The 25,894-nt window shown below is 35.2% G+C and carries 24 protein-coding genes; 5 read left to right on the plus strand and 19 right to left on the minus strand.

All coding sequences use genetic code 11. The features are described 5' to 3' along the window. The first annotated feature begins 92 nt into the window (after positions 1 to 92). Positions 93 to 875, plus strand: a complete 783-nt coding sequence (locus VUJ46_RS05290) for an FkbM family methyltransferase (RefSeq protein ID WP_326983957.1) — start codon at positions 93 to 95, stop codon at positions 873 to 875. An 8-nt stretch (positions 876 to 883) separates the two neighbouring features. Here VUJ46_RS05290 and VUJ46_RS05295 read toward each other — a convergent pair whose 3' ends face one another. The 7 genes from VUJ46_RS05295 to chrA all read right to left on the minus strand — a co-directional run bounded on the left by VUJ46_RS05295 (position 884) and on the right by chrA (position 7,061). Then, entirely contained in the window at positions 884 to 1,777 is an 894-nt protein-coding gene (locus VUJ46_RS05295; RefSeq protein ID WP_326983958.1) for a hypothetical protein, read from the minus strand. After that, positions 1,774 to 2,451, minus strand: a complete 678-nt coding sequence (gene radC, locus VUJ46_RS05300) for a RadC family protein (protein WP_326983959.1) — start codon at positions 2,449 to 2,451, stop codon at positions 1,774 to 1,776. The genes VUJ46_RS05295 and radC overlap by 4 nt, the downstream gene beginning before the upstream one ends. Before the next feature lie 34 nt (positions 2,452 to 2,485). Then, positions 2,486 to 3,055, minus strand: coding sequence for a murein L,D-transpeptidase catalytic domain-containing protein (locus tag VUJ46_RS05305; RefSeq protein ID WP_326983960.1), 570 nt, complete (start codon positions 3,053 to 3,055; stop codon positions 2,486 to 2,488). A gap of 13 nt (positions 3,056 to 3,068) precedes the next feature. Continuing rightward, positions 3,069 to 3,737: an ABC transporter ATP-binding protein gene (locus VUJ46_RS05310; protein ID WP_326983961.1), complete on the minus strand. Its 669-nt coding sequence runs from the start codon at positions 3,735 to 3,737 to the stop codon at positions 3,069 to 3,071. Positions 3,738 to 4,491: 754 nt separating this feature from the next. After that, entirely contained in the window at positions 4,492 to 4,623 is a 132-nt protein-coding gene (locus VUJ46_RS05315) for a hypothetical protein (RefSeq protein WP_326983962.1), read from the minus strand. 1,134 nt (positions 4,624 to 5,757) lie between these two features. Beyond that, entirely contained in the window at positions 5,758 to 6,852 is a 1,095-nt protein-coding gene (gene chrH, locus VUJ46_RS05320) for an MNIO family chryseobactin maturase (protein ID WP_326983963.1), read from the minus strand. After that, complete coding sequence (gene chrA, locus VUJ46_RS05325) at positions 6,852 to 7,061, minus strand: MNIO class RiPP chryseobasin precursor ChrA (RefSeq protein WP_326983964.1); 210 nt, start codon at positions 7,059 to 7,061, stop codon at positions 6,852 to 6,854. The genes chrH and chrA overlap by 1 nt, the downstream gene beginning before the upstream one ends. 208 nt (positions 7,062 to 7,269) lie before the next feature. Between chrA and VUJ46_RS05330 the strand changes: the two genes are divergently transcribed. Continuing rightward, a complete protein-coding gene (locus VUJ46_RS05330; protein ID WP_326983965.1) occupies positions 7,270 to 9,108 on the plus strand; it encodes an alpha-L-fucosidase in 1,839 nt (612 codons plus the stop codon). A 51-nt stretch (positions 9,109 to 9,159) separates the two neighbouring features. Here the strand turns inward: VUJ46_RS05330 and VUJ46_RS05335 are convergent, their stop codons facing one another. The 10 genes from VUJ46_RS05335 to VUJ46_RS05380 all read right to left on the minus strand — a co-directional run bounded on the left by VUJ46_RS05335 (position 9,160) and on the right by VUJ46_RS05380 (position 19,911). Continuing rightward, positions 9,160 to 9,576, minus strand: a complete 417-nt coding sequence (locus tag VUJ46_RS05335) for a nucleoside-diphosphate kinase (protein ID WP_326983966.1) — start codon at positions 9,574 to 9,576, stop codon at positions 9,160 to 9,162. 371 nt (positions 9,577 to 9,947) lie between these two features. After that, positions 9,948 to 11,138 (minus strand): multidrug effflux MFS transporter, encoded by a 1,191-nt coding sequence (locus tag VUJ46_RS05340; protein ID WP_326983967.1) that lies wholly within the window; start codon positions 11,136 to 11,138, stop codon positions 9,948 to 9,950. Between the two features lie 195 nt (positions 11,139 to 11,333). Further along, positions 11,334 to 12,146 (minus strand): helix-turn-helix domain-containing protein, encoded by an 813-nt coding sequence (locus VUJ46_RS05345; RefSeq protein WP_326983968.1) that lies wholly within the window; start codon positions 12,144 to 12,146, stop codon positions 11,334 to 11,336. A 5-nt stretch (positions 12,147 to 12,151) separates the two neighbouring features. Next, positions 12,152 to 13,078, minus strand: coding sequence for a ribosome small subunit-dependent GTPase A (gene rsgA / locus VUJ46_RS05350; RefSeq protein ID WP_326983969.1), 927 nt, complete (start codon positions 13,076 to 13,078; stop codon positions 12,152 to 12,154). A gap of 300 nt (positions 13,079 to 13,378) precedes the next feature. Further along, on the minus strand, positions 13,379 to 14,458 hold the full coding sequence (locus VUJ46_RS05355; protein ID WP_326983970.1) for a chorismate mutase: 1,080 nt from the start codon (positions 14,456 to 14,458) through the stop codon (positions 13,379 to 13,381). Positions 14,459 to 14,865: 407 nt separating this feature from the next. Further along, positions 14,866 to 15,390, minus strand: a complete 525-nt coding sequence (locus VUJ46_RS05360; protein ID WP_326983971.1) for a hypothetical protein — start codon at positions 15,388 to 15,390, stop codon at positions 14,866 to 14,868. A gap of 95 nt (positions 15,391 to 15,485) precedes the next feature. Beyond that, a complete protein-coding gene (dnaX, locus tag VUJ46_RS05365; RefSeq protein ID WP_326983972.1) occupies positions 15,486 to 16,571 on the minus strand; it encodes a DNA polymerase III subunit gamma/tau in 1,086 nt (361 codons plus the stop codon). 102 nt (positions 16,572 to 16,673) lie between these two features. Next, positions 16,674 to 17,297 carry a TetR/AcrR family transcriptional regulator gene (locus tag VUJ46_RS05370; protein ID WP_326983973.1) on the minus strand — a complete coding sequence of 208 codons (624 nt, stop codon included), beginning with the start codon at positions 17,295 to 17,297 and terminating at the stop codon, positions 16,674 to 16,676. Between the two features lie 6 nt (positions 17,298 to 17,303). Further along, on the minus strand, positions 17,304 to 18,560 hold the full coding sequence (locus tag VUJ46_RS05375) for an aminotransferase class I/II-fold pyridoxal phosphate-dependent enzyme (RefSeq protein ID WP_326983974.1): 1,257 nt from the start codon (positions 18,558 to 18,560) through the stop codon (positions 17,304 to 17,306). A 466-nt stretch (positions 18,561 to 19,026) separates the two neighbouring features. Further along, on the minus strand, positions 19,027 to 19,911 hold the full coding sequence (locus VUJ46_RS05380; RefSeq protein WP_326983975.1) for a LysR substrate-binding domain-containing protein: 885 nt from the start codon (positions 19,909 to 19,911) through the stop codon (positions 19,027 to 19,029). 511 nt (positions 19,912 to 20,422) lie between these two features. Here VUJ46_RS05380 and VUJ46_RS05385 point away from each other — a divergent pair. After that, positions 20,423 to 20,764, plus strand: coding sequence for a hypothetical protein (locus tag VUJ46_RS05385; protein WP_326983976.1), 342 nt, complete (start codon positions 20,423 to 20,425; stop codon positions 20,762 to 20,764). Here the strand turns inward: VUJ46_RS05385 and VUJ46_RS05390 are convergent. Both VUJ46_RS05390 and VUJ46_RS05395 read right to left on the minus strand, forming a co-directional pair. Beyond that, positions 20,761 to 22,341, minus strand: coding sequence for a Na+/H+ antiporter (locus VUJ46_RS05390; protein ID WP_326983977.1), 1,581 nt, complete (start codon positions 22,339 to 22,341; stop codon positions 20,761 to 20,763). The genes VUJ46_RS05385 and VUJ46_RS05390 overlap by 4 nt on opposite strands. A 524-nt stretch (positions 22,342 to 22,865) precedes the next feature. Further along, positions 22,866 to 23,717 (minus strand): hypothetical protein, encoded by an 852-nt coding sequence (locus VUJ46_RS05395; RefSeq protein ID WP_326983978.1) that lies wholly within the window; start codon positions 23,715 to 23,717, stop codon positions 22,866 to 22,868. Between the two features lie 323 nt (positions 23,718 to 24,040). Between VUJ46_RS05395 and VUJ46_RS05400 the strand changes: the two genes are divergently transcribed. Together VUJ46_RS05400 and VUJ46_RS05405 are read left to right on the plus strand one after the other, a co-directional pair. Then, the gene (locus VUJ46_RS05400; RefSeq protein WP_326983979.1) at positions 24,041 to 25,003 is read left to right on the plus strand and encodes a helix-turn-helix transcriptional regulator; all 963 of its coding nucleotides are present in this window, start codon (positions 24,041 to 24,043) and stop codon (positions 25,001 to 25,003) included. Between the two features lie 361 nt (positions 25,004 to 25,364). Further along, positions 25,365 to 25,886: a hypothetical protein gene (locus tag VUJ46_RS05405; RefSeq protein WP_326983980.1), complete on the plus strand. Its 522-nt coding sequence runs from the start codon at positions 25,365 to 25,367 to the stop codon at positions 25,884 to 25,886. Positions 25,887 to 25,894 lie beyond the last annotated feature (8 nt).

A 25,894-nucleotide genomic window follows, 5' to 3' on the forward strand; every position in this document is an offset into this window, starting at 1 on the left:
ATTGAAAAGAATAAATTTAATTTTTCATCATTAATATACAAGCAGAAAAATTAAAATAGCATTAATTTGCAGTTTAATAAATAAAAATAGTCGTGTCTCTCAAAAATTATGTTTCAAAATTGGTGTTTACCAATACTATTTCCAACGATATAAAATCGTTTATTGCTTTTATTATTAACTCTAAAAGATATAGTAAAAAGTTTAAAAAAAATACTCTTGAAGCCCATAATAACGAAACTTTCGCCTACCATTTCAAAAGTGAAGGCAAAAAGTTTACAGCGTATTTGAGAACTTTTAAGGGCGATATTGATATCTTTTATGAGATCTTCTGGAAAAAAACCTATGACACTCATTTAAGTATTCTAAAAGAAAAGCCCAAGACCATTGTAGACTTAGGGGCACATGTTGGTATGACCTCTATTTATTTGGCTCTAAAATATCCGGATGCTAAAATTATCTCCGTGGAAGCTTCTGTTGAAAATTTTATGTTATTAAAGCACAATACCGCGTCATTTAAAAATATTGAATGTATTCATGCGGCCGCCTATTTTGAAGATGGAACTGTTTATTTTGGAAATAACGAACTCTCTTATAATCAAAAAGTTTCTGACGAGGGAATTTCGACACCGGCCCTTTCGGTCGACACTTTAATGAATCAGTACAATCTAAGCATTATTGATTTACTTAAGATTGATATTGAAGGCGGAGAGATTGAGCTGCTTAGTAAAAATAATTCATGGATTCAAAACATCAAAAATATAGTGATTGAAATTCATAAACCTTACACTTCTGCAGATTTCCAAGAGGACATACAACCTTTTGGTTTTAAATTAAAATTGGATGAAAACCCGGTTTTATTCGCAGATAAAAAATAAATCAAAAGCTATGAAAATCTCATAGCTTTTTTTATAATATCTTTTTTTGAATTAAAAATGGTAGAATACTTCTGTAATTCCGGGCGAAAACCTCTGAAAAACTCTTCAATAGCAGGAACTTCACTTCCTTCGAAATCAAAAATTTTATGTTGAATATTCTGTGAAATAATATGATCTATAATTACCGAAGAACCTGATAATTTGATATGTTCTTTATCGTTAAAAGTACCTAAAAGTGCAAGCGTTCTATCGTCAGAAAAAACCGCAATGGCATTAATAATATTTCCATGATAGAAAAACGCTACCACTTTTAAATGCTCTGCATTCTCAAAATCTGTAAAAGTTTGTAAAAACTCATTTTTATCTTTTTCATCTTTTGCCCCGATTGCATTTTTAGAAATGAAGTCAAAAGCTTCTTCCATCGTAACCTCCCGTACTTCCGAATTTTTTAATACTTCTTCATCAAGCCTTAATTTTCGCTTTCTTTTTGGAGAGTATTTCTGTCTTACAATTTCATAATCATTGGGATAAATTAGAAAATTCTGTCTTTGATTCAATTGTTTTGAAAATTTATTTTCAGCATTAAAAGCATAATACCAAATAGTATACTTTGCTTCAAAAAAACTTAAAAAAGCATCATTAATTGTCATATCATCATCTTTCGAAAAAATGCCTAACTGCTGACAAAGTTTAGGATTAATAATTATTTTAAAACCAAACTTCTTCACAAAAGGAACCGGCATTACCGCCTCATAATCCTTATAAATCAATATTTCCCATTGTTTCCCTGAAGTTACATCCAGAAAATCTTTAGTTGCCGAATATTTTCGCTGTTCCGAATTTTCTATACATTCTGTATACTTTTTAAAATCAATCTCGTGGTATTTCAATCTTCTAATCATAATAATCCTTCGTCTGAGAAACTAAAATAGGAGTTTTGTGTAATAATTAAATGGTCTAAAAGCTGAATATTCAACAATATTCCGGCTTCTTTTATTCTTTGTGTTATGTCGGTATCTTCCCGGCTCGGCTTCAGATTTCCCGATGGGTGATTGTGCGCGATAATAATTCCCGTTGAAAAGTTGTCTAAGGCTGTTTTAAACAATATCCTGATATCAACGATTGACTGACTGATGCCTCCCTGGGTTAATTGAGCCACATGAAGGATCTTATTACTCTGATTGAGAAAAACGGCCCAGAACTCTTCAGTCCGTAGATCCGACAAATGATTTTTTAAAACCAGATAAGCACTTTTACTGCTTGAAATACTTGGTTTTTCCCGTACTTCCTGTCCGGCTCGCCGCCTTCCGATTTCCAATGCTGTGGCAATTGAAATGGCTTTCACTTCGCCCACTCCTTTAAATTTCATTAAATCTTTTATCGAAAGTAAGCTTAATTGATGCCAATTATTATCAACGGATGTCAAGATTTTTCTTGCCAACTCTACTGCCGTTTCTTCCCTATTTCCACTTCCCATGATGATCGCTAATAACTCAGAATCAGAAAGCGAATTCTTACCTTTTAGTAAAAATTTTTCGCGGGGTCGATCATCTTCTGCCAGGAGTTTTATGGACATATTAAGGTAACAGGTTTAAAAATTAGGAGCTCTATTAATAAAAAGCATATAAAAGTATTGTTTTTTTTGATTGGTCTATATATTTTACAGTTTCATTAAACGCATTTTTCGACAACATAGGACAGCCAAAACTTAAACACGCAGGATTCTCAGACTCATGATCGGGAACACAATAGAATGAATGTAAGACAATTGCCCGATTCATCGCGTTGCTATTAGTAGAGTCTAAACCTTTTAACCGATAGGCTTTTCCGAATTTTCCGTTGTAACTTTCACGAATTTCATATTTTCCCAAAGAAGACTGATGAGAACCATCTGCATTACTAAATTGCAAAGCATTTGAGTTTTTTAACACAGATCCTTCTCCATGAGCTACCACCGCTTTTTGTAAGATTTTGTTATTCTTCAAATCATAAACAAAGTAACGGTACTTTCCCGAATGCATCTTAAAATTAATGAAAACAGCGATATTCTGATTATAATCCTTTCCTTTAATAAAGTTTCTGATTTCCGAAATCTTTAATGCCGGCAAAGCAAAATTACCTTGTTGAGCTTCAGCAAAGGACAAAAAGAAAAGAAATAAAAAAGAAAAGTGTTTCATCATTGGTCAGAAAGTTTTATTCGATAATCAGTCCGTCTTTCATCACGAGTTTTCGATCTGTAATTTCCGCCAGATTGGGATTATGCGTAACAATCACAAACGTCTGATTATACTTATCCCTTAAATCAAAAAACAACCGATGCAGATCATCTGCATTTTTAGAATCCAAATTTCCTGTCGGCTCATCGGCAAAAATAATTTTGGGCGCGTTAATCAAAGCTCTCGCCACAGCTACCCTCTGCGCTTCTCCACCCGATAGCTGGTTAGGCTTATGATGAACACGTTGTTCTATTTTCAGATCTTCAAACAATGCATATGCTTTTTCAATCGCTTCCTTCTCACTGGAACCCGCAATTTTTGTGGGAAGCAAAACATTCTCCAAAGCCGTAAATTCAGGAAGTAATTGATGAAACTGAAAGATAAACCCTATATTTTCGTTTCTGAATTTAGAAAGCTGTTTGTCATTCATATGAATAAACGACTTTCCGTCGATTTCAATCTCCGTGTCAAAGTTTTTAGAATGAGTCGGTAAATCCAGAGTACCCAGAATCTGAAGGAGCGTGGATTTCCCGGCGCCTGACTCTCCAACGATAGAAACCACTTCTCCCGTTTTAATATGGATATCAACACCTTTCAATACTTCTAAATTCCCATAGGACTTATGGATATTTCTTGCTTTAATCATGACTCAAAAATACTAAATTGATTTTACAATTCAGATATGATACGCCGACAGAATTTGTAAAAATCTTTAGATGAAGACCGGGAGCAGGTCGATATTACTTATGAACCTGAGTCCTGATAATAAAATATTCTACGGGATCAATAGGGACGGGCTTCAGCCCCTCTAAAAAAGATGAGACTTCCAGGGGTTTTGTGTTAAAAAAACTTTTTTGACTACGTCGAAATATCATTCATCGACTGAAAGGAGATAATCTTCGATTTATGGTTAAATTTTTGCTACGAATGCACTCATTTTATTTCCCACAGATCACCAGATTTTCAGATGCCGCTGTCTCTGTTGGTTTTTCGCAAAGACGCAAAGATATTTTTTAATACTCTATGTTTTTAAGGCGCAAGGATTTTATCAAAGATAAAATGGAGGGCTGAAAAATAATCGCCACGAATGCACGAATTCAATGCCGCTGTAATGGAAGGCTCACGAATGCACGAATATTTTATTTCCCACAGATCGCCAGATTTTCACAGATTGCTGTCGCAAAAAGACGCAAAGATTTTACTCTATGTTTTTTTTTAATACTCTATGTTTTTAATTTCCCACAGATCGCGATTTTCAAGGATTTTATCAAAGAAAGATAAAATGGAGGGCTGAAAAATAATCGCCACGAATGCACGAATATTTTATTTCCCACGGATCGCACAGATTTTCCACAGATGCTGCTGTTGATTCTTTATTACTCCGCTTTTCCGGTCTTTTATCAGTAGAACGGCTTGGTGAGCCTTAAAGCGGTAAGCAGTAAAAAACTTGGTGGGGCTTCGTGTTCAATATCTAAAGTATAAGGAAAAGAATCTGCATCATTCGCAAAATCTGCGAGAGCAAAAAATTTCATCTTACATGATCTAAACTTTTTTGCCTAGTCCGGATCAGTTTCAAAACTTGGGGAGAAACTGTTCAGGTGTATTTTTTGCCACGGATGCACGAATTTTTTATTTCCCATAGATTGATAGGGTTTTCGTGGGTGGGGCTGTTTCTGTTGGTTTTTCGCAAAGTCGCAAAGATATTTTTTAATGCTTTATGTTTTTAAGGCGCAAGGATTTTATCTTTGATAAAATGGAGGGATGCATATTATGGCCACGAATGCACGAATTTTTTTATTTCCAAAAGATCGCGCAGATTTTTACAGATGTTGCTCTCCTTGTTGGTTTTTCGCAAAGGCGCAAAGATATTTTTTAATGCTTTATGTTTTTAAGACGCAAGGATTTTATCTTTGATAAAATGGAGGGCTGCATATTGTGGCCACAAATGCACGAATTTTATTTCCCGCAGATCACAGGTTTCCCACAGATAAATCGTTGATTTTCTTTGTTTAACCTTTGCGGTCTTTTATAGGGAGAACAGTCTGGTGAGATTTAAAACGGGAGTTGTCAAAAAACTAGGGGTGGCTTTGTGTTCAATATGTAAAGTATAAGGAAAAGAATCTGCATCATTTTCAAAATCTGCGAGAGCAAAAAATTTCACCTTACATAATCTAAACTTTTTTGCCTAGTCCCCAACTTTTGTATTTGATCCAAAAAACTTCAGAATGCAACTCAGAGGAGTCAAAGATAGAAACTTCTTTATATTCAGATTAACCAAACTTTTTGCTTAGCCCCCCAACTTTTGCGCCTGATCCCCTAGTCCCCAACTTTTGTACTTGATTCCTAAAAACAGGGAAACTCTTAGCGACATACATCAACAAAGAAAGACAGCTGAAACAACTGTCTTTTTCCCTTAGAAAATCTGAGCTTTGATGGTTATTAGTTTTGTTTTTGAAGACTTGGAATCTTTCAATTCCCTTTGTCTAATGCTGATGTAAAGGTCTAGATAATTTACGGATTAAGAATCCGTAGAAATACGGATTTTCGATTCAGTATTTTTACGGATTTCATAATATTGAAAAATATACAGGGAGAGTAAAGAAAAGGACAAAAAAATTGATAAACATCTAAATAGCAATAACGTATACCTTGCATTTTGAATTAAATTAATAAGGGTTCCATTTTTTTATAATATGAGTCGCCGTATTCAGCATTTCCAAATCCCAATTTTCAGTATTAAAATAGGTAAAAAAAGATTGCTTTATAAGTTCAGGATTTTCATTATCGAATAACATTTTTGTCAGCAATACCTGCTCATCAAATAATAATTGATCTTCCAGGGGTTTATCTAAAGTAAAATTAGGTTTCTTCCAGCTCTTGGAAATAAATTCACAATCAGAGTCATTAATAATTTCCCGAACTCTTTTAAAATCATTGAAAAATATTTCTCTTTCAACTTCTGTTGCAATTGTATTTCCTAGCCGCTCAATAATAACATATTCCAAATGTTTACACTTCGATAAAACATAAGGCAAAACAGCAAAAAGCTCCTCAGGAATAGCATCATCATGAGTATCTCTTCTAATTAGTTTGTCTTTTCCATAAGCACTTTCCTGCCAACTTCCGCCCGAAAGATGAACTTCTTTCACCTTTTCTAAAGGATAAGATTTAATTAAATCTTTGATATCAATATTGAAATTACGTGCCTGACAATAGAGATTATGCAAATCGAGGATTAGGAAACCATCAATATCTTCGATTAGTTTTTCTAAAAATTCACCCTGCTCCTTTACATCATCCATCGAAAAAGAAAATGCCAGATTTTCAATACCCACAGGAACATTCAAAACATCCTGCAATCTTGAAAGTCTGTCTTTTCCAATCTGCAACGTCTTTTGATGTAAAGAAAGCGGCAAAGGAATTCCCTGATGAAAATTTTCCATATTCATAAAACCAAAATGTTCTGTAACATGATTATAGTTACGTTTTTCAGTTTCCTTTTTTAGTTTTTGAAGCCAAACTTCCTGCCGATCATTCCATTTCGCATCGAATAGCGAATAATAAACACCGTGACCAATCAAACGATGATTTTCAGAATAAAAATTAAGAAGATTATTCAACCATTCCGGTTCTTCAGCATCGTAAAAAGTATCAAAAGACCATTCCAAAACATCAATTTCATTGCTTTGTAATAATGGCAAAATAGCAGAAACAAAATCTGCCTCTGCCATCATAGCCAATCCTAAATAGGGCTTATTCATTATCCCATTCCGCATGCAGGACAATATCCTCCGCGGCGTATTACAGTATCTTTTTTAGCAATCGGTTGAGCAGGCTGAGCTTTCGTCGGAGCCTGAGCCGTTTTCTCTTTTTTTACGATCTTTTTACCTTTTTTCGAAACAGGCTTTGTAGTTTGCGCCGATACACTCACGGTTACCAAACTCGCCATTAATAGTGCTGGAATTTTCATAAATTTTGTTTTTTTTTAATGGATAATTGCAAGAAGCATTCCAATTTTTAATTAGCTTAAAATTGTAAACCAAATGAATACTATTACTAAATATAATTAAATTTCAACATTAAAATCATATCATTTTTTTAGATTTTATACAAATATCAGCATTCTGAGTATCAATTACAATCAAGTTTGCTTATTTTAGTCCGTTAAATAAAGACAAATGAAAGGCAAAATTGCAGCTGGTTTATTAGGTTTATTGATCTCGATCCAGAATATAAATGCTCAAAATAAAACAATAGATCCCAAAAAAATGGAATGGTTTCAGGATGCCAAATTGGGAATTTTTATTCATTGGGGAATTTATTCTGTAGAAGGAGTTTCCGAATCGTGGTCCTTTTTCAATAATTATATCAACCATGATAATTATATGAAGCAATTGGATGGTTTTACCGCTTCACAATATCAACCGGAAAATTGGGTTCAGCTGATAAAAAATTCAGGTGCAAAATATGCTGTAATTACTACAAAACATCATGACGGCGTTTCTCTTTGGAATACTCAAGGTGAAAAAGCGATCTCAATTCCAAAAAATTCTGCAGCTAAAAAAGATGTTTTAACTCCTTTTATCGCAGAATTAAAAAAATCAGGGTTAAAAACAGGGCTTTATTTTTCACTTCCAGACTGGAGCCACCCTTATTACGACGTCAATACAAGAACCAAAAAACGGTATGACATTAAAAATGATCATGCACGGTGGCAAAAATTCATCAATTATTATCAAGGTCAACTCAACGAATTATCATCTCAGTACCGGCCGGATCTTCTATGGTTTGATGGCGATTGGGAGCATACTTCCAAAGAATGGCAAGCTCCGAAAACATTGGAGAATCTGAGAAAATTTAATCCTGATATCATTATCAATTCCAGACTCAATAATCATGGCGATTATGAAACTCCGGAGCAGGGAATTCCTGTTGTGAATCCTCAAAGTAAATATTGGGAGCTTTGCTACACGATGAACGATGCGTGGGGCTATCAACCTTTTGACTGGAACTATAAAAGCCCCAATATGATTGTAAGAACGCTCGCAGATGTCATGAGTATGGGTGGAAATTTACTGTTGGATATCGGTCCGAAATCAGACGGAAGTATTCCCTCAGAACAGGTTGAAGTTTTACAGAATTTAGCAAGATGGACTTCGAAAAACAAAGAAGCAATCTATGGAACGAGAAGAGGGCTCCCCTTTGAAAATTACAAAGGAAAATCTTCCCTTTCAAAAGACGGCAAAAAACTATTCCTTTATCTTGAAGAAGCAAAAGGATTTGTCAAGGTTTATGGTTTAGATACACCTCCACTTTCAGCAAAAATTATCGGTGATCAAAATTCAAAAATTAATATTAAATCTGACAATAAAGGAAATTATACATTTAATCTAACAAATACAAAGTTTGATCAGGATGTTACCGTTTTGGAAATTGATTTTAAGGATAAACTTCAGTTTTCAAATCCTATAAAAGATCAGCGGTCACTTTCTGAAGTTTTAGAAAACAACAATACAAAAGAAGCAGTTTATCAAATTGCCGATCAATTGCATGAAGGGAATAATATGTTTAATAATTCCGGTTTGACGAGTGACGGGTTGGATATGAAGATCAACAAAACATCCAAAACCAATTCGGAAACCTTTAATTGGATCAGTAAAAATGCAGAAGCCTTATTTGAAACTGAAAAAGGATTACAAAATGGACATTATTCAGGGATGAGTGCACTTTCAAAAGATAAGCAAACAATATATTTATTTGTGGAAGGCACGCCAACCGGACCGATTGCTTTGAAAGGAATAAAAAATGGAATTGCCCGAATTCGAATTGTGGGCGAAGGCTCAATTATCAACCATAAAATTTATAATACACTGTATTGGAGTGACAGACCGGGGATTATTTATATTGATATTCCTAAAGAAAGACTGGATAAAAATATGACGGTTATTGCCGTTTTGCTTGATAAACCCATTGAACTATACCGAGAAAAAGTAGGCGCGATAGAGAATAATTTATAAAGAAAAAACCGTAGAAAATACTACGGTTTTTATATTTTGAAGTTCACTTTCTTAGAAAATCTCTCTTCCTGAAAAGTGGAACTGAGCTTCGATAAGTGCATTCTCGTCAGAATCTGAACCGTGAACAGCATTTTCACCGATGCTTCTTGCAAACATTTTTCTGATTGTTCCTTCAGCAGCTTCAGCAGGATTTGTAGCTCCGATCAGTGTTCTGAAATCTTCAACAGCATTTTCTTTTTCCAAAACAGCGGCAACGATTGGTCCAGAGCTCATGAAATCTACCAATTCACCATAAAATGGTCTTTCAGCGTGTACTTCATAGAATTTTTTAGCATCTGCCACCGTCAATTGAGTTAATTTCAACGCTTTGATCTTAAAACCTCCTTCAGAAATCTTTCCTAAAATAGCTCCGATATGTCCGTCAGCAACTGCATCAGGCTTAATCATTGTAAATGTAATGTTAGACATAAATGTATATTTTTTTAATGTCGCGAAATTACGAAAAATATCTTTTATTTTAATTTTAAAATAATTTTAACATAAAAATAACTTTCATTAAGAAATCATGAATAAAAGTTTGGCACAGTAATTGTTACTTCTAATTCGATTCTCATGTTTAATTTGAGTTTTCATGGTTATTAGTTTTTACCCAGCTTCGGCTGGGTTTTTTATTGATAGGCATTTCAGAATATTCTTTTCATACTTTTCAACAAATCCCAATAAATTTTACCGCTTCAGCAAATCATTGCTTCAAATTCAATCAATCAACTAAATATGAATAAATTTTTAAATAAATTTTTCAGTCAAACGGAAAGATTAATATTCCTTAATGTCACATTTTATGCCACTACTTTTTGTCTGTAAAAAACTAGATAAGCAAAATAAGCAGCAATTACTGAAATAATAATTCTGGCAATAATCATTGGCAGAATTGATTTTGATTCTAAAAAACCAACTAAAGCGGAAATTAAAAATGTAACCATTAGCTGCATAAAACCCATCAATGCCGCCGCAGTTCCCCTTCCCTCATTAAACGGAGATAAGGCATTGGCTGTTGTAAGGGGAAAAAGTAAACCAACAGCTATTAATGAGAGAAATAAAACTGCTATTTCTAACCCTACGCTTACATTATTTATTGAAACCAGTAAATGAAGGCAGCTCATGGAAAATAGTACAATAGAAGCAGATAGCATCAGTTTGGTATGTATCATTCTCTTAGTCAGTTTTGGAGTCATATAAGCAGCCAGAATTAGTGCCATCGAATTGAAGGCAAAAATAAAGCTGAACGTTTCACTTGCAAAACCGTGAATTTCCATAAATAATAAGGGCGCGTTTGAAATATAGATAATTAAAGAAGCGAAAGCAATACTTCCAATAATGGTATTACAGATAAATTCGCGGTTTGAAATAATAATTTTTAACTGATCTGCTAATTTCACTTCATCCGTCTCTATTTTAGATGATGTGATCTTAGAATTCGTTTCAGGAACAAATTTTACAACCAACAATAAAGTTAAGGCACCCAAAATACTCAGAAAGGTAAAAGCACTGTTCCAGCCCCAAAACCTAAGGAAAACACTTCCCAATAAAGGCGCGACAATAGGTGCAATTCCGCTGATTTGAGATTGCTTGGAAAATACAGTAACCGCTTTTTCTTTGTCGTACAAATCAATTACAATTGCTCGTCCAATTACGATTCCTGCACTCCCACCAAAAGCCTGAATGAAACGCATGATCCACAATACATAAATATTTTTGGTAAAAATAATAGCAACCGCCCCGAAAATAAACAACAAAAGCCCGAAATACAACATCGGTTTTCTTCCTTTTTTGTCGGATAATGGTCCCCACAAAAGTTGCCCAATCGCAAAACCTGCAAAAAATATAGAAATCGAGATCTGTATATGTCCGATATCGGTCATGAAAATCTTTGCCATACTTGGAAAAGCAGGAAGATACAGGTCGATACTCAGAGATTCCAGGGTGTTTAAAAGAGCTAAAATAAATACAATAATACTAAGGTTCCTCATAAAAAATTATTAAATCGATACATTTATCCAACGAGTGGAATTTTCGATGGCAAAATTCTTATAAAAAATAAGGTGATTCAATAAAGAAACTGAAGAGATCCCAGCACAAACTGAAGATTGTTATGTAAAGAAAAATAGTATTGAAATTTAATATAAAAGCAAAATTAACGTCAATAATAATATAATAAAGCCTTTTTATTTTTCTGATTTAAAACTCTCAGGACTTTTACCCATGTGTTTTTTGAAGAAGCGTGAAAAGTAAGAAGCGTCATTAAAACCCAATTTAAACGCGATTTCCTTTACCGTACAAGTACCGAAACTAAGCTCTCTTCTGGCTTCCAGCACCAGTCTTTGCGCAATCATTTTCTTCACTGTTGTCCCTCTTCCCAGGCGAACAATATCATTTAGATGATGCGAGCTGATATTAAGTTTTTCAGCATAAAATGAGGTTTCTTTTTCCAGGAGATAATGTTCTTCGATAAGCTTTGTCAAATCCTGAACCCTTTGTTTATCACCCGAAATACTTTCCTGAGACATTAATTCACCGGTAATAACAATACAGAAAGCTTTGAGATAAGACGTAAGAAGATTCATCCGACACTCATCGTGATATTCTTTTTCCATGAGAGCAACCAATGATTCGCAGGTACTTTTAACCTTATAAGGTAAGTGAAAAGGCTTAACACCATTAATCAAAACCATTTCAACATCACAAACCTCCTGAAAAATTTCTTTGCTGATGGCGAAAACATATCCTTTCTCCCCTTTCAATTTCATATTGAATACCTGTCCAGGTGAGAGTATACAGATCTGATTGTCTACAATATCATATTTTTCGAAATCCACTTCTAATGAACTGTATCTCTGAGTCTTCAAAAACCAGAGAATTTCATAGAAATTATGACGGTGAATATCATTAAAATTTTCAGCACAACCATTTTCTAAAGTCGTCAGCTGAAAATCCTGATAAGACAGGTTGTGAACAGGAATAGGCTTTCCCGAATTCATGATCCTTATTTTTGAGAAGCTTCTTCCGCTTCATCCATTAATTTAATATAGGTCGCGTATCTCGAATGTTGGATCTCACCCGTTTCCAAAGCATCAAGAACGGCACATTTCGGTTCATTGATATGAAGGCAGTTATGGAATTTACATTCTTCTCTCTTTTTGAAAATTTCAGGAAAATAATGCTGTACTTCTTCTTTTTCAATGTCAATCATGGCAAATTCACGAACTCCGGGAGTATCTATTACGTTTCCACCGAAATCCCAAAAGTGCATTTGCGCAAATGTCGTTGTATGTTTTCCTTTTAAATGAGTATCTGAAATTTCAGAAGTTTTCAGATTCAAATCAGGTTGTAAAGCATTCACCAATGTTGATTTTCCGCATCCTGAATGTCCGAAAAACACAGAAGTTTTATCTTTCAAAAGTTCCTGAAGCTGATCTAAATTTAATTTTGAATAAGATGAAATCTCTAAAGAATTGTAACCAATTTGCTGATAAAGAAATTCTACATCTTTTACAATTTCAATTTCTTCTTCATGTAAAACATCAATTTTGTTGAATAAAATCAGTGGAGAGATATTATACGCCTCACAACATGCTAAAAAACGATCTAGAAAACCAAGAGATGTTTCCGGATGCTTTAAGGTGAAAATAAAGCAGGCCAAATCTATATTGGAAGCAATAATATGCGCTTCTTTTGAAAGGTTGACGGATTTTCTGATCAGATAATTTCTGCGGGAATCAATTTTCGTGATCCATGCAATATCATCCTGCTCCAGTTGAAATTCAACATAATCTCCTACAGCAAGCGGATTGGTTAACCTTGTCTTAATAAGTTTAAATTTCCCCCGAATTCTGGCCTCGAAAATTTTCTGGGTTTCCAATTCTAAAACCTGATACCAGCTTCCCGTAGATTTAATGATTTTTCCTTTCATATTTTAAGATGCTGCAAATATAGGGAATTTTAGGTTGGAGTGCGTTAGAGTTGGATGGTTTTAAAGTTAGAGAGTTGGAGAGTCTGAGAGTTTGGGGATATATTATCCTGTGGTTAATGATACTTAATGTCGCTTTAGTTTTTTAAGATAAAATTAGATAACCATCCCTATTAGCCGTAAAAACAATAAATTAAATACCTACAAACACACTCATACCCTCATACTCTCATACTCTCATACCCTCATACCCTCATACTCTCATACCCTCATACCCTCAAACTCTAAAGCCCTCCGGGTTAATTATTCATTGATCATAATATTATTCTGAACCTCAATGGATTCTTCGTGAATTGCTTTGAATACTTTTTCAATAAATTCCTGAGACATACCTGTTTCTTTTGCTTTCTGACCAGCGTATTCTGTAATCACTTTCCAACGTTCCGGCTGGAAGATCGCAATGTCATTTTCTTTCTTCAGCTTACCGATTTTTCCTGAAATTTTCATTCTTTGAGAAAGCAGTTCAATCAGTTGGAAATCCAGATCAGAAATCAACGTTCTGTGTCTTCCCATTTCATCATCAAAACCAGCAATTCCTGCGTTTCTGATCTTTAAATTTCCGATCAATTCAGCCAAAACTTCAGGCGTAATCTGCTGTGAAGCATCACTCCAGGCCTCATCAGGATTACAATGTGTTTCAATGATAGCCCCTTGGTAACCCACGTTCATTGCTTCCTGCGTAACATCTGCCAATCCTGTTCTGTTTCCACAAATGTGAGAAGGATCGATCAACATCGGAATATTCGGGAACTGGCTCTTAAAATCTAAAGCAATTTGCCAGTTCGGGTTGTTTCTGTATTTTGTTTTCTGGTATGTAGAGAACCCTCTGTGGATCGCTCCTAACTTTTTAATATCCTGACCCAAAAGCCTTTCCAAAGCACCAATCCAAAGTGCTAAATCTGGGTTTACAGGATTTTTAACGAAAACAGGCTTATCTGTTCCTCTCAAAGCCATCGCAATTTCCTGAACGGTGAAAGGATTCACGGTAGAACGTGCTCCGATCCAAAGAATATCAACATCCGCTTCCAACGCTGCAAAAACGTGGTGTGCATTAGCCACTTCCGTTGCCGTTTTGAAACCGTACTCCTCCTTCACTTTTTTTAGCCAGTTCAAACCAATTACCCCTACTCCTTCAAACCCGTTCGGTTTTGTACGGGGTTTCCAGATTCCTGCACGGAAGATAGGCACCTGTGCATTGGTTTCTCTAATTCTTTTGGCAGTCTCCAACATCTGAGCTTCACTTTCCGCACTACATGGTCCTGCAATCATCAATGGTTCTGAAAACTCATTGATCCAATCGTTGTTTAAATCTTGTAAGTTCATATTCTTAAATTCTATTTTTTTTGTGGGTTAAATGATATCAATAGCGATTAGGATTATAAAATTTAATTTATAATTCTTTTCAAAAAATGCCGTTAAAAATTTTTAATGGAAGTAGGAAATTAAAGAGAACCTTCTAATATTCCTGTATTATTTTTTGGAAAGAAATTCAGCTGCAGTACCAATAAAATCGGTAATAACTTCTAAAATTTCTAAAATAACTAAATGAAAAGCCAAAATAACTGCTAAAATAATTAGCAGCTGCAAAACCAAAAAGGTTTAAATTAGACTTATGTGTAGTAGTTGTTTCCACTTTTATATTGTGAATCTCCTATTTACTGGCTTTTCAATTGTTTTGTTCTTGTCGAAAAATGATTTTTCGTACAAATATTTGACAAATATATAAAAAATTATGATAAGTCGAACTTCATTAAGTCATCAAGATCTTTTAATAGTGGATTTTTTTCGATCAGTTTTTCAAAAATCTTCCTTTTGGTCATAACTTCCACCTTTAAATTTTCGAAATCTCTTTTATAATTAATTTCAATGGTGTAGTTCTGCACCTTTCTTTTAAAATGATTAAAAAATTCTCCGCTGATCTTGTCAAACTCGACTTTAGCAGAATCTGAAGGATATAATACCTGAACATTTTTCTCATCAATCTTGATCAGCTTAAAACCTTTGATAGCATTAAAGACAAAAGAAGCCTTGAACTGAATCTGTTTTAAAAACAAGTTCCACTCCATCTGAAGATCGGTTTCGGTAAAATGATTCTGAGGTAAATTTTCAGTCTTTACAGCCAGTGATTCATCTTTATTCACGACTGTTTCCTCCTGATTTAAGAAAGAATTGATACTGAAACCCGACGAAATAACGGGTTTAGACAACGGTTTTGAAGTCGTTTTTTTAAGGTCGGCTTCCTGCCCTTTTTCCACGACAGCTACAGCCTGTTTTTCAGCCAGTATTTCTTTTTTTTTTTCCGGCTGGGGACGCTTTACTTGTTGTACTTCGTTAAGAAACGGAGCTAATATCAGGAACTTTTTTTTTTTGTAACGTCTGAATTAGCCGTCAAAGAAGCCAATTGCATTAAAGCAATCTCAACTGTAAGTCTTGGGTTTTTGGAGTTTTTATAATTGATGTCTGCATGGTTGCAGATTTCAACAGCATCAATGAGTTGCTGGGGACTCCATTTCTGACTCTGCTCCACAAATTTGGCCTTCGTTTTTTCTCCCACTTCAATCAACTCTATGGTTGAAGTATTTTGGGCCATCATTAAATCTCTGAAATGATTTCCCAAACCTGCAATGAAGATATGCGGATCGAAACCTTTCTTCACAATTTCATTGAAGGCAAAGAGCACTTCGGGAATTTTATTTTCTTTGGCGAAATCAACCACTTTCAGATACTGATCATAATCCAGAATATTTAGCACTTCAGCTGCTTTTGCCAATGTAATATTTTTCTGGGAAAAGGTAGAAAGCCGGTCGAAAATAGAAAGTGCATCTCTCAGGGCACCGTCTGCTTTCTGGGCAATCAGATATAAAGCATCATCTTCATATTGAATATTCTCTTTTTGAGCAATATTTCTCAGATGACTTTGGATATCTTCAATAACGATCCTCTTAAAATCATAAATCTGACATCTTGATAAAATGGTCGGGATGATCTTATGTTTTTCGGTCGTTGCTAAAATAAAAATGGCATGCGCCGGCGGCTCTTCCAATGTTTTCAGAAAAGCATTGAAGGCAGCAGAAGACAGCATATGAACCTCATCGATAATATAAACTTTATATTGACCGACCTGAGGTGCAAAACGTACCTGATCTATGAGTTCACGAATATCGTCTACAGAATTGTTGGAAGCGGCGTCTAATTCGTAGATATTATAGGCAAATCCATCTTCCGAAACAGAACCGTCTTTTTCATTAATTTTTCTTGCCAAAATCCTTGCACAGGTCGTCTTACCTACTCCACGAGGTCCGCAAAACAATAAAGCCTGCGCCAGCTGATTTTCTTCAATGGCATGTTCTAGAGTATCTGTAATGTGAGATTGTCCTACAACAGTGTCGAACTCTTGCGGGCGATATTTTCTGGCAGATACAATAAAATTTTCCATAGGTCAAAAATAAGAAATATAGTTCTAATCTGAAAATATAAAACTTTCAAATACCAATAAAATACTTAAATTCTGACCCAATTGGAAAATTTTTTGTCATCATTATTTTTGATATGCAAAATCAATCAGCTCAACGATGGCCTTTTCAATTTCAGCTCTACCTTCATCCGTTTTCAGGTCAATCCCGTTGAATTTGCTGGCATTGTATCCTGTATAAAGATTAAGATAGTAAGCTCCTGAAATAACCAAAGCCATAATTGCTCTGAATCTCGTTGCATTCTCACCGAAATGAGGGTCGGTAACATGTTCAAACAAAGAAGCTCCTGCATCTTCACGCTGCTCTACTAATTTTCTAAGCATCGGTTTGCTTTCAGAAAGCTCCCAAAGAATGATTTTTTGCAATTCTTTGTTTTTCTTGAGGCTTTCAAATTGGTTTAATACCGCTAGTTTTGAAAGTTCCTGTCCGCCATCTGACAAATCGACCTCAATTCCTTCATTAATTTTGCTCCAATAATCCTGAGATCTGATATATTCATCAATAAGCTTTTCGGTACTTCCGAAATATTCATAAATAAGTTTTTTGTCAAAGCCTGCTACGGCTGCAATTTTGCTCACTTTAAGACCGGAATACCCTTTTACTCTTAAAATTTTTCCAACTGCAGCCAATAACTTTTGCTTTGTCTTTTCTTTATCCCTGATAGGACCTTGCACTACTTTTCTAGGCATATGATATTATTTTTTTGCAATATGCAATTTATTATTGATATCTTCAAACGCATTAAGCGTTTTATCAAGATGTTCTTTCTCATGTCTGGCTGTAACACTCATTCTGATCCTTGCATCTTTTCTCGGTACGGCCGGATATAAAATTGGATTTGTGTACACTCCTCTTTCAATAAGTAGTCTTCCGACATCTCCTGTTACATGGGGATCTCCAATTTTTACCGGAACAATGGCGGAACAGGTGATTCCGGTATCTAACCCAAGATCGTTCAGCCCTTTTTTGAAATAGTTGATATTCCACCAAAGTTTCTCTCTCCATTCAGGCTCTTCATCAATAAGATCAATCGCTTTAATAATTCCCAATGACGAAGGAGGAGCGGTCGCAGAAAAAATTTGCTGTCTTGACTGAAATCTCAGAATAGAAGCAATTTTTTTATCCGCAATGACATATCCCCCAAGGCTACCGAAGGTTTTACTGAAGGTACCTGTAATAATATCCACTTTATCCAACAGGTCGGTATCCTCAAGAGTTCCTCTTCCGGTCTTCCCCAATATTCCTACCCCGTGTACATCGTCAACCATCAGGAATGCATTGTACTTTTTAACCAATGCATAAATTTCTTTGATATGAGAAGTGTCACCATCCTGGGAGTATACTCCGTCTACAATGACCAACTTGGTCCGGAATTTATCTTCCGAGATTTTCAGAATATGTTCCAAAGCCTCTAAATTGTTATGAGGAAATGTTTTTGTATTGGTATAGGCACAACCTTCATGTACACTGGCGTGCACTGCCATATCCAAAATAGCTAAATCCTCTTTCTGCATAAGCGCCTGTAAAGTGGCACTGTTGGCAGTATATCCAGTCGTGAAGATCGCAGCTTCATCCTGCTGTCTTCCAAAAAAGGCAGCAATTCTGGCCTCTAATGCATTATGGTAATTAAAATATCCTCCGATCAGGGGAGTTGCTCCCGTTCCCGTTCCATATTTTTCAATACCCTCAATCGCCGCCTTCTTTGTTTTAGGATGCTGGGTAAAACCCAGATAATCGCTGGAAACAAAACTTACATAATCTCTTTTCTCATTTTCAATGTCTACATTCACTACAGAGTTGGTACCCGTGGTATTCTGTAATCTGTAATTCATGTGCCCGTTAGATTTCATAAAATTTAAAAATTCATAAAAAATCTCTGCTCTCTGTGCGATATTGAAATCCTTAATGTTTTCAAAATCTCTAAAGGTTGCCGTTGTAAAGTCAATACTCATCCTTAATCTTTATTAGTTGTTTAGATAACAAATATAGTATTATTTCACGTTCGCGAGGTGTTATTTTAATTGAATTTTTGCTATGACTGTAATATTTTAACATTATTAATTAATAATTCAACATTATATGACATTCATCAAACATATTTTACAACGTATAAATCAATGCATTACATATTTCACATTAAAAACCACTTGAATATGTAGGATAAAGCCTTACGCCAACATTAATAAATTGTTTATTAAAATTAACATACTTGTGCTTCCTTCCATTCACGCTTCGGGATAAAATATTTTCATAAAACACGCTTATTATGCTAAACGCAATAAATTAAAAACAGTTAATTAACTTTATATTTTTTCACTACCCGACAGAACAGGCACTCTGATTAGCATCCCCGCACCATAACTCTTCTTTAATTGAATATATATTAAAAATAAAACCATTTACTATCAATATCTCCATTTAAATTTTCCCGGAGATTTTAACATGAAGGCAATCATAAAATAAGGTCATTGCTTTTTTCTCATATGCATCTTTTAATGAAATTACCATGGCTGTACGGATCATATTTCTTGCCTGAATGGGGATAGTCACCAAATCATCTTTTTCCCTCACTGTAGTTTCGGCTAGAATGGAACACCAGTTCCCACTTTTCACCAATTCCAGCAGAGTGGGAATATCATTGATCTCTATTAAAATCTTAGGCTGAAGCTTATTTTCTGCAAAAGCCTGCATCATATTTTTTGTGGTGCTGTAGCCTTTTGTGGGCATTGCCAAGGGAAGGTCAATAATTTCTTTTAAACTTATCGTTTTCTTTTTTGCCCAATTTGAATCCTTAGAAACCACCACTGTCATAGGGGAAGTGAATAGCGGAACATAATTAAAAAGCTCTACTCTATTTCCCTCCGCAAAAGTGAGGATAAAATCGAGTTGTACATGATGCAGCTGATCCATTAATTCGGAGGTCGTTCCAAAGACAATATTCACCCGCACTCCGGGATATTCTTTTGAAAATTCTATTAAGGCCGTGATCATGGTAGTCCGCATTCCGTACGTAACACCGATATTGAGTTCGCCGCTTTTTACTTCCTTTAAATCCTGCATTGCCAGCAATCCTTCCTGAGATTTTAAGAGACTTTTTTCTGCATATCTGGAGAATATTTCTCCGGCTTCTGTTAAAATAATCCGTTTTCCTATTCTGTTGAACAATAAAATCCCCAATTCTTCTTCCAACTGCTTTATCTGCTGCGAAAGCGTACTTTGACTTATAAATAAATGAGCCGCTGCTTCCGTAAAATTCAGAAGCTCTTTTGCTTTCAGGAAATAACGGATCTGTCTTAACTCCATAGTGAATCGGTTTGAGATATTTACTGTTAAAAAAGTGTTTTAGCAAATTTACGAATTAAGAAGCATTCGGTAAAAAATGAGAGAATAAGTTAATCAACCCAGAAATTTAATTTACCTGATATTGACCGTTCGGAAAACTTATGTAAGGTAATCGGAAAAAATACCACATTTTGTAGTGCTAGCGTATCACTACCCAAGAGACACAATTCTTATTATCAGACTAAAAACCAAACATTTAAATATTTTAACCACCAATAAATCCATTGTTTTAAAGCACTTACTCTCCCATAAACCTTATTCTCCTAAAATTTATTCATTTATTTTGGTTAGATTTTTGAAGCTATAAATTTTAACACACCAACACAACGATCATGTCAACTCACACCTTTCTCATACGGAGAAAACTACTCAATCTCATTTTGAAAAAATCATTTTCAATACCAGTCTGTGGCTTTACTTTAAAATTCAGTTCATTGTTTTAGAGATTTAACCACACCTTAAATTCAATATTATGATTTTCGAAAATGACCAACATTCTCTGGTTCAGGACCATCACAATCTGTCATTTATTAATATGGCTCAGATTATCAGTTTTCATGGAGACAAATCCTTTATTTTACACTCTTTGCAAAAAATAAAGAATAACACTTTATGTAAATTAAAGCGGAGAAAGGTCAATAAATGGATAAAAGAATACACCCGGCACCTTAACCAGTACATTGAAAACGAAGATTTTAGTAGTAAGCCGGAAAACTACACTCTTTCTCCGGCCTATGCAAAACAGTCGTATGAAAAAGTGGTAAAAGAAAACGAGTACCTTGAAAATTTAATGAATATTTTAAACAACCATTAATGAACGAGACGTACTCTTTCCTCTTCTAAATCTATTTTCATTAAATGTTTTCTGATGACATCTTCATTCAGATCAATATGGTTATGATTCTGCTCTATCAACCATTTTCTTTGCGAGTTTAAAACATCCAGATAAGCTTCACGAACTTCAGGAGAAAGTTGAATATCGGCATCATCGTCAATTTTCCCCTGCCATTTTTCATGAATTTGCTGCAAAAAATGACTCCTTTGAAATAAAGCATTATGGTTTTCCCTGATATGATCTAAAGTGTGTCTCGCAATTCCTCTTTTAATTTGATTATCTGCATCTTCATCCGATACATAATCATTAAAGGAAGGTAAATTGAGTTTCTTAATCAGATACGGAAGAGTGAGTCCCTGTACCAGTAACGTCGTGAGAATAACGATAAAAGTGATGAACAGCACCAAGTTCCTTTGCGGAAAAGCAGGTCCGCCGGCATATAAATGCGTAGGAATCGAAAGTGCGGCAGCCAGCGAAACCACACCGCGCATTCCCGTCCACCCCATTATAATAGGCGCTTTGAATCCCGGGCTCCGTGTATCGGCAACGCTTATAAAATTTCTCGCCACAAGGGTAACAAGTACAGCGCCGTATGCGGAGAGAATTCTTACTACAATAAGTACAGCAGTAATTAACAACCCGTACCCGATCGCTGAGGAAATGCTCACACCTTCCAGACCGGAAGTAATTTCCGGAAGATCGAGACCTATCAGAACAAAAACCAACCCGTTTAAAACGAAAGCCAGACTCTCCCACACATTAACCCCACGCAGACGTGAAGAAGTGCCGAGAAAGGAAAACCTGTTATTGGATAATAACAAGCCGCCACTTACAACCGCCAGCACACCTGAACTATGGACTTCCTCGGCGGCCATGTACATAACATAAGGTGAAACAATGGTTAAAATGGTGTCCATATTGGCGTCAGTCGGGAGATATTTATGAGCTTTCATAAAAACAAATCCCAGCAACAATCCGATCCCGATCCCGCCGATCAACATCCACGAAAAACTAAAAACAGCATCCTGCCAGATCAACTGCCCCGTCGCTACGGCAACCATGGCGAACCGGAAAATAATCAACGAAGAAGCATCGTTCAATAGACTTTCTCCCTCGAGAATAGATGACATCCTTTTGGGAACTTTTACAAATTTCAGAATAGCACTTGCACTTACAGCATCTGGCGGTGAAACAATTCCACCCAATAAAAAACCTAAAGCCAGTGAAAATCCCGGGATAAAATGATTGGCTACCAATGCAACGGAAATTGCAGTTAAAAATACAACAACAAAGGCAAAGCTGCAGATAATCCTTCGCCACTTCCAAAGTTCTTTCCAAGATATTGCCCATGCTGCTTCGTATAGTAAAGGAGGTAAAAAGATAATAAAAATAAGCTCGGGATCTATTTTTACCCTAGGAATTCCAGGAATAAAACTGATAAGCAAACCCGCTATAACGAGTAGTACGGGATAAGCAACCTTCATCTTATTGGCCAGCATAATCAGCAAAATAATGGCAACAATAAGCGATAAATAGAACGGAAAATCTTCTATCATTAATGGATATATTTTATACATACAATGATAATGAATTTAGAATACTTTGTCAATACAAGTTTTCAGCTCTTTTTATTTTAGATGGCGCACCTTCGTTATGATAAGTTGAATTACCAGCCTGAGTCCGATCCATACAATATTATACCAGATCAATAGGAACAGGCTGCCCCCCATTCGATTTGAAATTTTATCACCGGAGTGAATTCCAACGCTACAAAAACATGTCTTAGCAGTCAAAACTCAATATTTTAAAATATTAAGTTTAATTAAATTCAGTTTATTAGCTTCAAAAAAGAGCATATAAGGTAAAAATAAAGTTTTTTTTAGCAGACTTCTAAAACACCTGAGATATCCCATAAACTCTTTGGTCTCTTTTACGGTTACAGCTAAAATGAGTTTAAACGGCCTGACCATTTAAACTCAGAAGTTTGCATTAAAATAAAAATACATGACGTTGAGCACTCCTCATTATCAGAATGAGGATCCCCAAGAACTTTCCACCGATTCTCTCTACAGGCTGAAATTTAATACAGTCTCTGCACCGATAAAAAGAGCTCCCTCGTATTATCTGCGGTATTAGAATCTGAGGTGCTTGCATTGCTCGTTCCTGTCTTGGATTTATTATCTACGCGGAAAGCGTAGTACACTCTGTACCATCTTGGCTCAGGTTCCTGCATGGTAATATCAAAAGTAACCGTTTCATTATGGGTCTGCGAAAGGTATACCCCATCATCAAACTGCCTGAAGTCTCCTGGAGACAGTTTAATATTACCATTATCGGAATCTCCGGTATGGGTAGACATTTCTGACACCCATATTTTAACATCTCCCGCTCCTACATTATAAAGTCGCGGGTTAAAAGTCGTAATTGCACCATTTCCTGAGGAATTACCGTCAAACTGGGCATCAAGCCTCAGCACCCCTCCCAAAACAGGTAGATCAGGTAGATAGGTACTCGCCAAAATACCAGGCCCGGATGTTGTCGCCGGAATGCTGCCGTGATAGTACACCAGCTCTCCGATCACGATGTCATCATCATTATTTCCGCCAAAGGCAAATTTCCAGGTATCACCATTAAACATATAATATCCGGGCTTATCCACTTTTGCCGTTTTTAAAGATGCCGTGGTTACGGCCTGAGTTACGTACACCAAAGTTCCGATTTGGTCTGCGAGATATACTCCGTCCTTTGCTTTTAGCTGATCTCCTGTTAACCTGGGGGCGATAACACCATCCGCTGCCGTAGCCAGCGTGGGTTTTCCCAGAACATCAAGTGTTGCTTTTGGAGATTCTGTATTGATTCCGACTTGTGAATACGTGTTCACGGATAATAAAATCAGCACCGGGCTGATGAGTGATAACTTTAATTTCTTCATTTTTAAGGTTTTTTAAATTGTTAAAATAAAAGAGACTATGATGTGTTTTTCAACTTATTATTTTGAATCTTCTTATCTTTGCCACATCTTGATTTTATTTACAGAAAATTGGAGTTATATAGAATATTTTTCTAAACAGATAAGCCGTAATGGTATTATTATTCAGCAAAGATAGGAGGAGAAACAAATCATATTCTAAAGAGATAAATAAAAAACAGAAAACAACTTAAATACACAAAACGCTATTTTTCAATAATTTAAATAAGTTATTTTTTTTATTAGCTGACAAAGTACAAGAAAGAAATAGGACAAAGACACAAAAAATGATACAGGCATGCACCAAAACTCAAAAAGTAGAAAAATATAAACGAGAACTGATCCATCATTATATTTTATTAATGGCTACTGTCCTTTTTATATTCACGATTATTTTCGCGTTTTTTATTCGGGATCATATCATGCCGTGGTATACGGCGGGTGGTCTATTTATTCTGGTCTATTCTTATATTATTGTGGTCCGAAAAAAATACTCCATTCATAAACTGGTTCATTCATACATGATTCTAGGAACCCTCTATAACTTTTATGTGATGTTGGCTTTTTGGGAAAACTCTGTGGCCAGCTTTGTCTGGCTTCTTCCCATTCCGTTGGGAGCTTATGTATTTTTCTCAAGAAAATATGTGATTTTTTATAGTTTATTTGTCATGCTCTGCATTCTGTTGGGCTTCCTTCTATCAAAAAATATCAATCTTAATTTTCCTGAGCATCGTACGGAGAATGTACGAATTACCGATACCCTTCTTGTCCTTTCAAATGTTGCCGTTATTTCATTAATCATTTTTTACAAAGACAAAATCCGGAGAGTTGAGATTGAGCATGAAATTGAACAAAAACACGATCCAAAGAAGGAAAGTTCAGAAAAGGCCGAAGTTATTGATGAAGAAGTTTTTGAAAAAATCAAAGCCTTTATGGAAAAAAATAAGCCCTATAAGGAGCCCGGCTTCAATATATCCAAACTTTCGGCAGCATTGGATATCAACAGCAATTATATCTCGAAAGCCATCCGGCAACATAATTTTACAAATTTTAACAGCTATTTAAATACCTACAGAATCAATTATGTAAAAGAATTAATGAAGGATAGTAACTGGGAAAAGGTAACCCTGATGTATGTCTATACGGAAGCTGGATTTTCCAATCAGTCTACCTTTAACCGGGTGTTCAAACAGATTGAAAAAATAACACCCTCAGAATATATTCATCTGAAAATAAAAGAAGCCTCATGATTGGTGTTTCCACCAGATTATCGTAATAAGATTTAATTATCGGTATTATTTTTAATGCTTTTTTCACATCTTACCTGAAAATTTGGCGGGCAAATGAAGAACAGGAAGTAAGAGATAAGCAACAAATAGCTTAAAAAAACCTAACGTAAAATTTTAAAACAAGTAAGGATTAAAATTTAAGCATCCTAAAAACAAAACATATTTTATTCTGAGTCATTTTTCCCGGCATCATGTAATCATTAAAAATAATACCACAGACATACCATAACTTAATATTTTATCCATAACTGTAAATCAATAAAAACCAACCCATTTAATAAAAAAAATACAATCCCAGACCAATGGTTTAACAAAAAATAATATGAATTTTCAGTATAAATTGTATCCAAGGCATAGTATTTGCAAACTTCCTTGGTATCAAATCTCTCCTAATCAGGAATTACAACAACCTAAAAAGCAAAGTATTATGAATGTCATGGATCTTAAGATTAAAAATCTTGTGGAATATAAAAGTCAAATTTTTACTGTTACGGAAATCTTTCAGAGTGATAACAAACAATATTTTGTAAAGATTGAGAGCGATAATGAAGGTTTTTCAGTTCCTGCAGAGGCGGTGACGCCTATAAAAATCACAGAGGAATGGCTTGAAAAGTTTGGCTTTTCACGAACATACAGCTCAGATCTCAGAATAAGATATGAGAGACCTGAAATATTTATTAAATATGATATTGACTTAAGCTCCAATAAAATCGTGGAAGGGCTTAAAATTTACGGAAACAATATAAAATGTAAATATATCCATGAATTTCAGAATATTTTCCGATCTCTTTTTGGAAAAGAAGCAGCACAAAACAACTATTTTCTGATTGCCACCGAATCTTAACTATACTA

This window comes from Chryseobacterium sp. MYb264, assembly GCF_035974275.1.
In the GTDB taxonomy this organism is placed as follows: Bacteria; Bacteroidota; Bacteroidia; order Flavobacteriales; family Weeksellaceae; genus Chryseobacterium.

Coding starts and splice junctions, on each gene's coding strand:
- VUJ46_RS05375 (WP_326983974.1), bottom strand. CDS start 18,560: ATGAGTATTGACTTTACAACGGCAACCTTTAGAGATTTTGAAAACATT.
- dnaX (WP_326983972.1), bottom strand. CDS start 16,571: ATGGAAAATTTTATTGTATCTGCCAGAAAATATCGCCCGCAAGAGTTC.
- VUJ46_RS05385 (WP_326983976.1), top strand. CDS start 20,423: ATGATTTTCGAAAATGACCAACATTCTCTGGTTCAGGACCATCACAAT.
- VUJ46_RS05355 (WP_326983970.1), bottom strand. CDS start 14,458: ATGAACTTACAAGATTTAAACAACGATTGGATCAATGAGTTTTCAGAA.
- VUJ46_RS05390 (WP_326983977.1), bottom strand. CDS start 22,341: ATGATAGAAGATTTTCCGTTCTATTTATCGCTTATTGTTGCCATTATT.
- chrA (WP_326983964.1), bottom strand. CDS start 7,061: ATGAAAATTCCAGCACTATTAATGGCGAGTTTGGTAACCGTGAGTGTA.
- VUJ46_RS05405 (WP_326983980.1), top strand. CDS start 25,365: ATGAATTTTCAGTATAAATTGTATCCAAGGCATAGTATTTGCAAACTT.
- chrH (WP_326983963.1), bottom strand. CDS start 6,852: ATGAATAAGCCCTATTTAGGATTGGCTATGATGGCAGAGGCAGATTTT.
- VUJ46_RS05295 (WP_326983958.1), bottom strand. CDS start 1,777: ATGATTAGAAGATTGAAATACCACGAGATTGATTTTAAAAAGTATACA.
- VUJ46_RS05305 (WP_326983960.1), bottom strand. CDS start 3,055: ATGATGAAACACTTTTCTTTTTTATTTCTTTTCTTTTTGTCCTTTGCT.
- VUJ46_RS05380 (WP_326983975.1), bottom strand. CDS start 19,911: ATGGAGTTAAGACAGATCCGTTATTTCCTGAAAGCAAAAGAGCTTCTG.
- VUJ46_RS05400 (WP_326983979.1), top strand. CDS start 24,041: ATGATACAGGCATGCACCAAAACTCAAAAAGTAGAAAAATATAAACGA.
- VUJ46_RS05330 (WP_326983965.1), top strand. CDS start 7,270: ATGAAAGGCAAAATTGCAGCTGGTTTATTAGGTTTATTGATCTCGATC.
- VUJ46_RS05335 (WP_326983966.1), bottom strand. CDS start 9,576: ATGTCTAACATTACATTTACAATGATTAAGCCTGATGCAGTTGCTGAC.
- VUJ46_RS05395 (WP_326983978.1), bottom strand. CDS start 23,717: ATGAAGAAATTAAAGTTATCACTCATCAGCCCGGTGCTGATTTTATTA.
- VUJ46_RS05340 (WP_326983967.1), bottom strand. CDS start 11,138: ATGAGGAACCTTAGTATTATTGTATTTATTTTAGCTCTTTTAAACACC.
- VUJ46_RS05345 (WP_326983968.1), bottom strand. CDS start 12,146: ATGAATTCGGGAAAGCCTATTCCTGTTCACAACCTGTCTTATCAGGAT.
- rsgA (WP_326983969.1), bottom strand. CDS start 13,078: ATGAAAGGAAAAATCATTAAATCTACGGGAAGCTGGTATCAGGTTTTA.
- radC (WP_326983959.1), bottom strand. CDS start 2,451: ATGTCCATAAAACTCCTGGCAGAAGATGATCGACCCCGCGAAAAATTT.
- VUJ46_RS05315 (WP_326983962.1), bottom strand. CDS start 4,623: ATGAAATTTTTTGCTCTCGCAGATTTTGCGAATGATGCAGATTCTTTT.
- VUJ46_RS05310 (WP_326983961.1), bottom strand. CDS start 3,737: ATGATTAAAGCAAGAAATATCCATAAGTCCTATGGGAATTTAGAAGTA.
- VUJ46_RS05370 (WP_326983973.1), bottom strand. CDS start 17,297: ATGCCTAGAAAAGTAGTGCAAGGTCCTATCAGGGATAAAGAAAAGACA.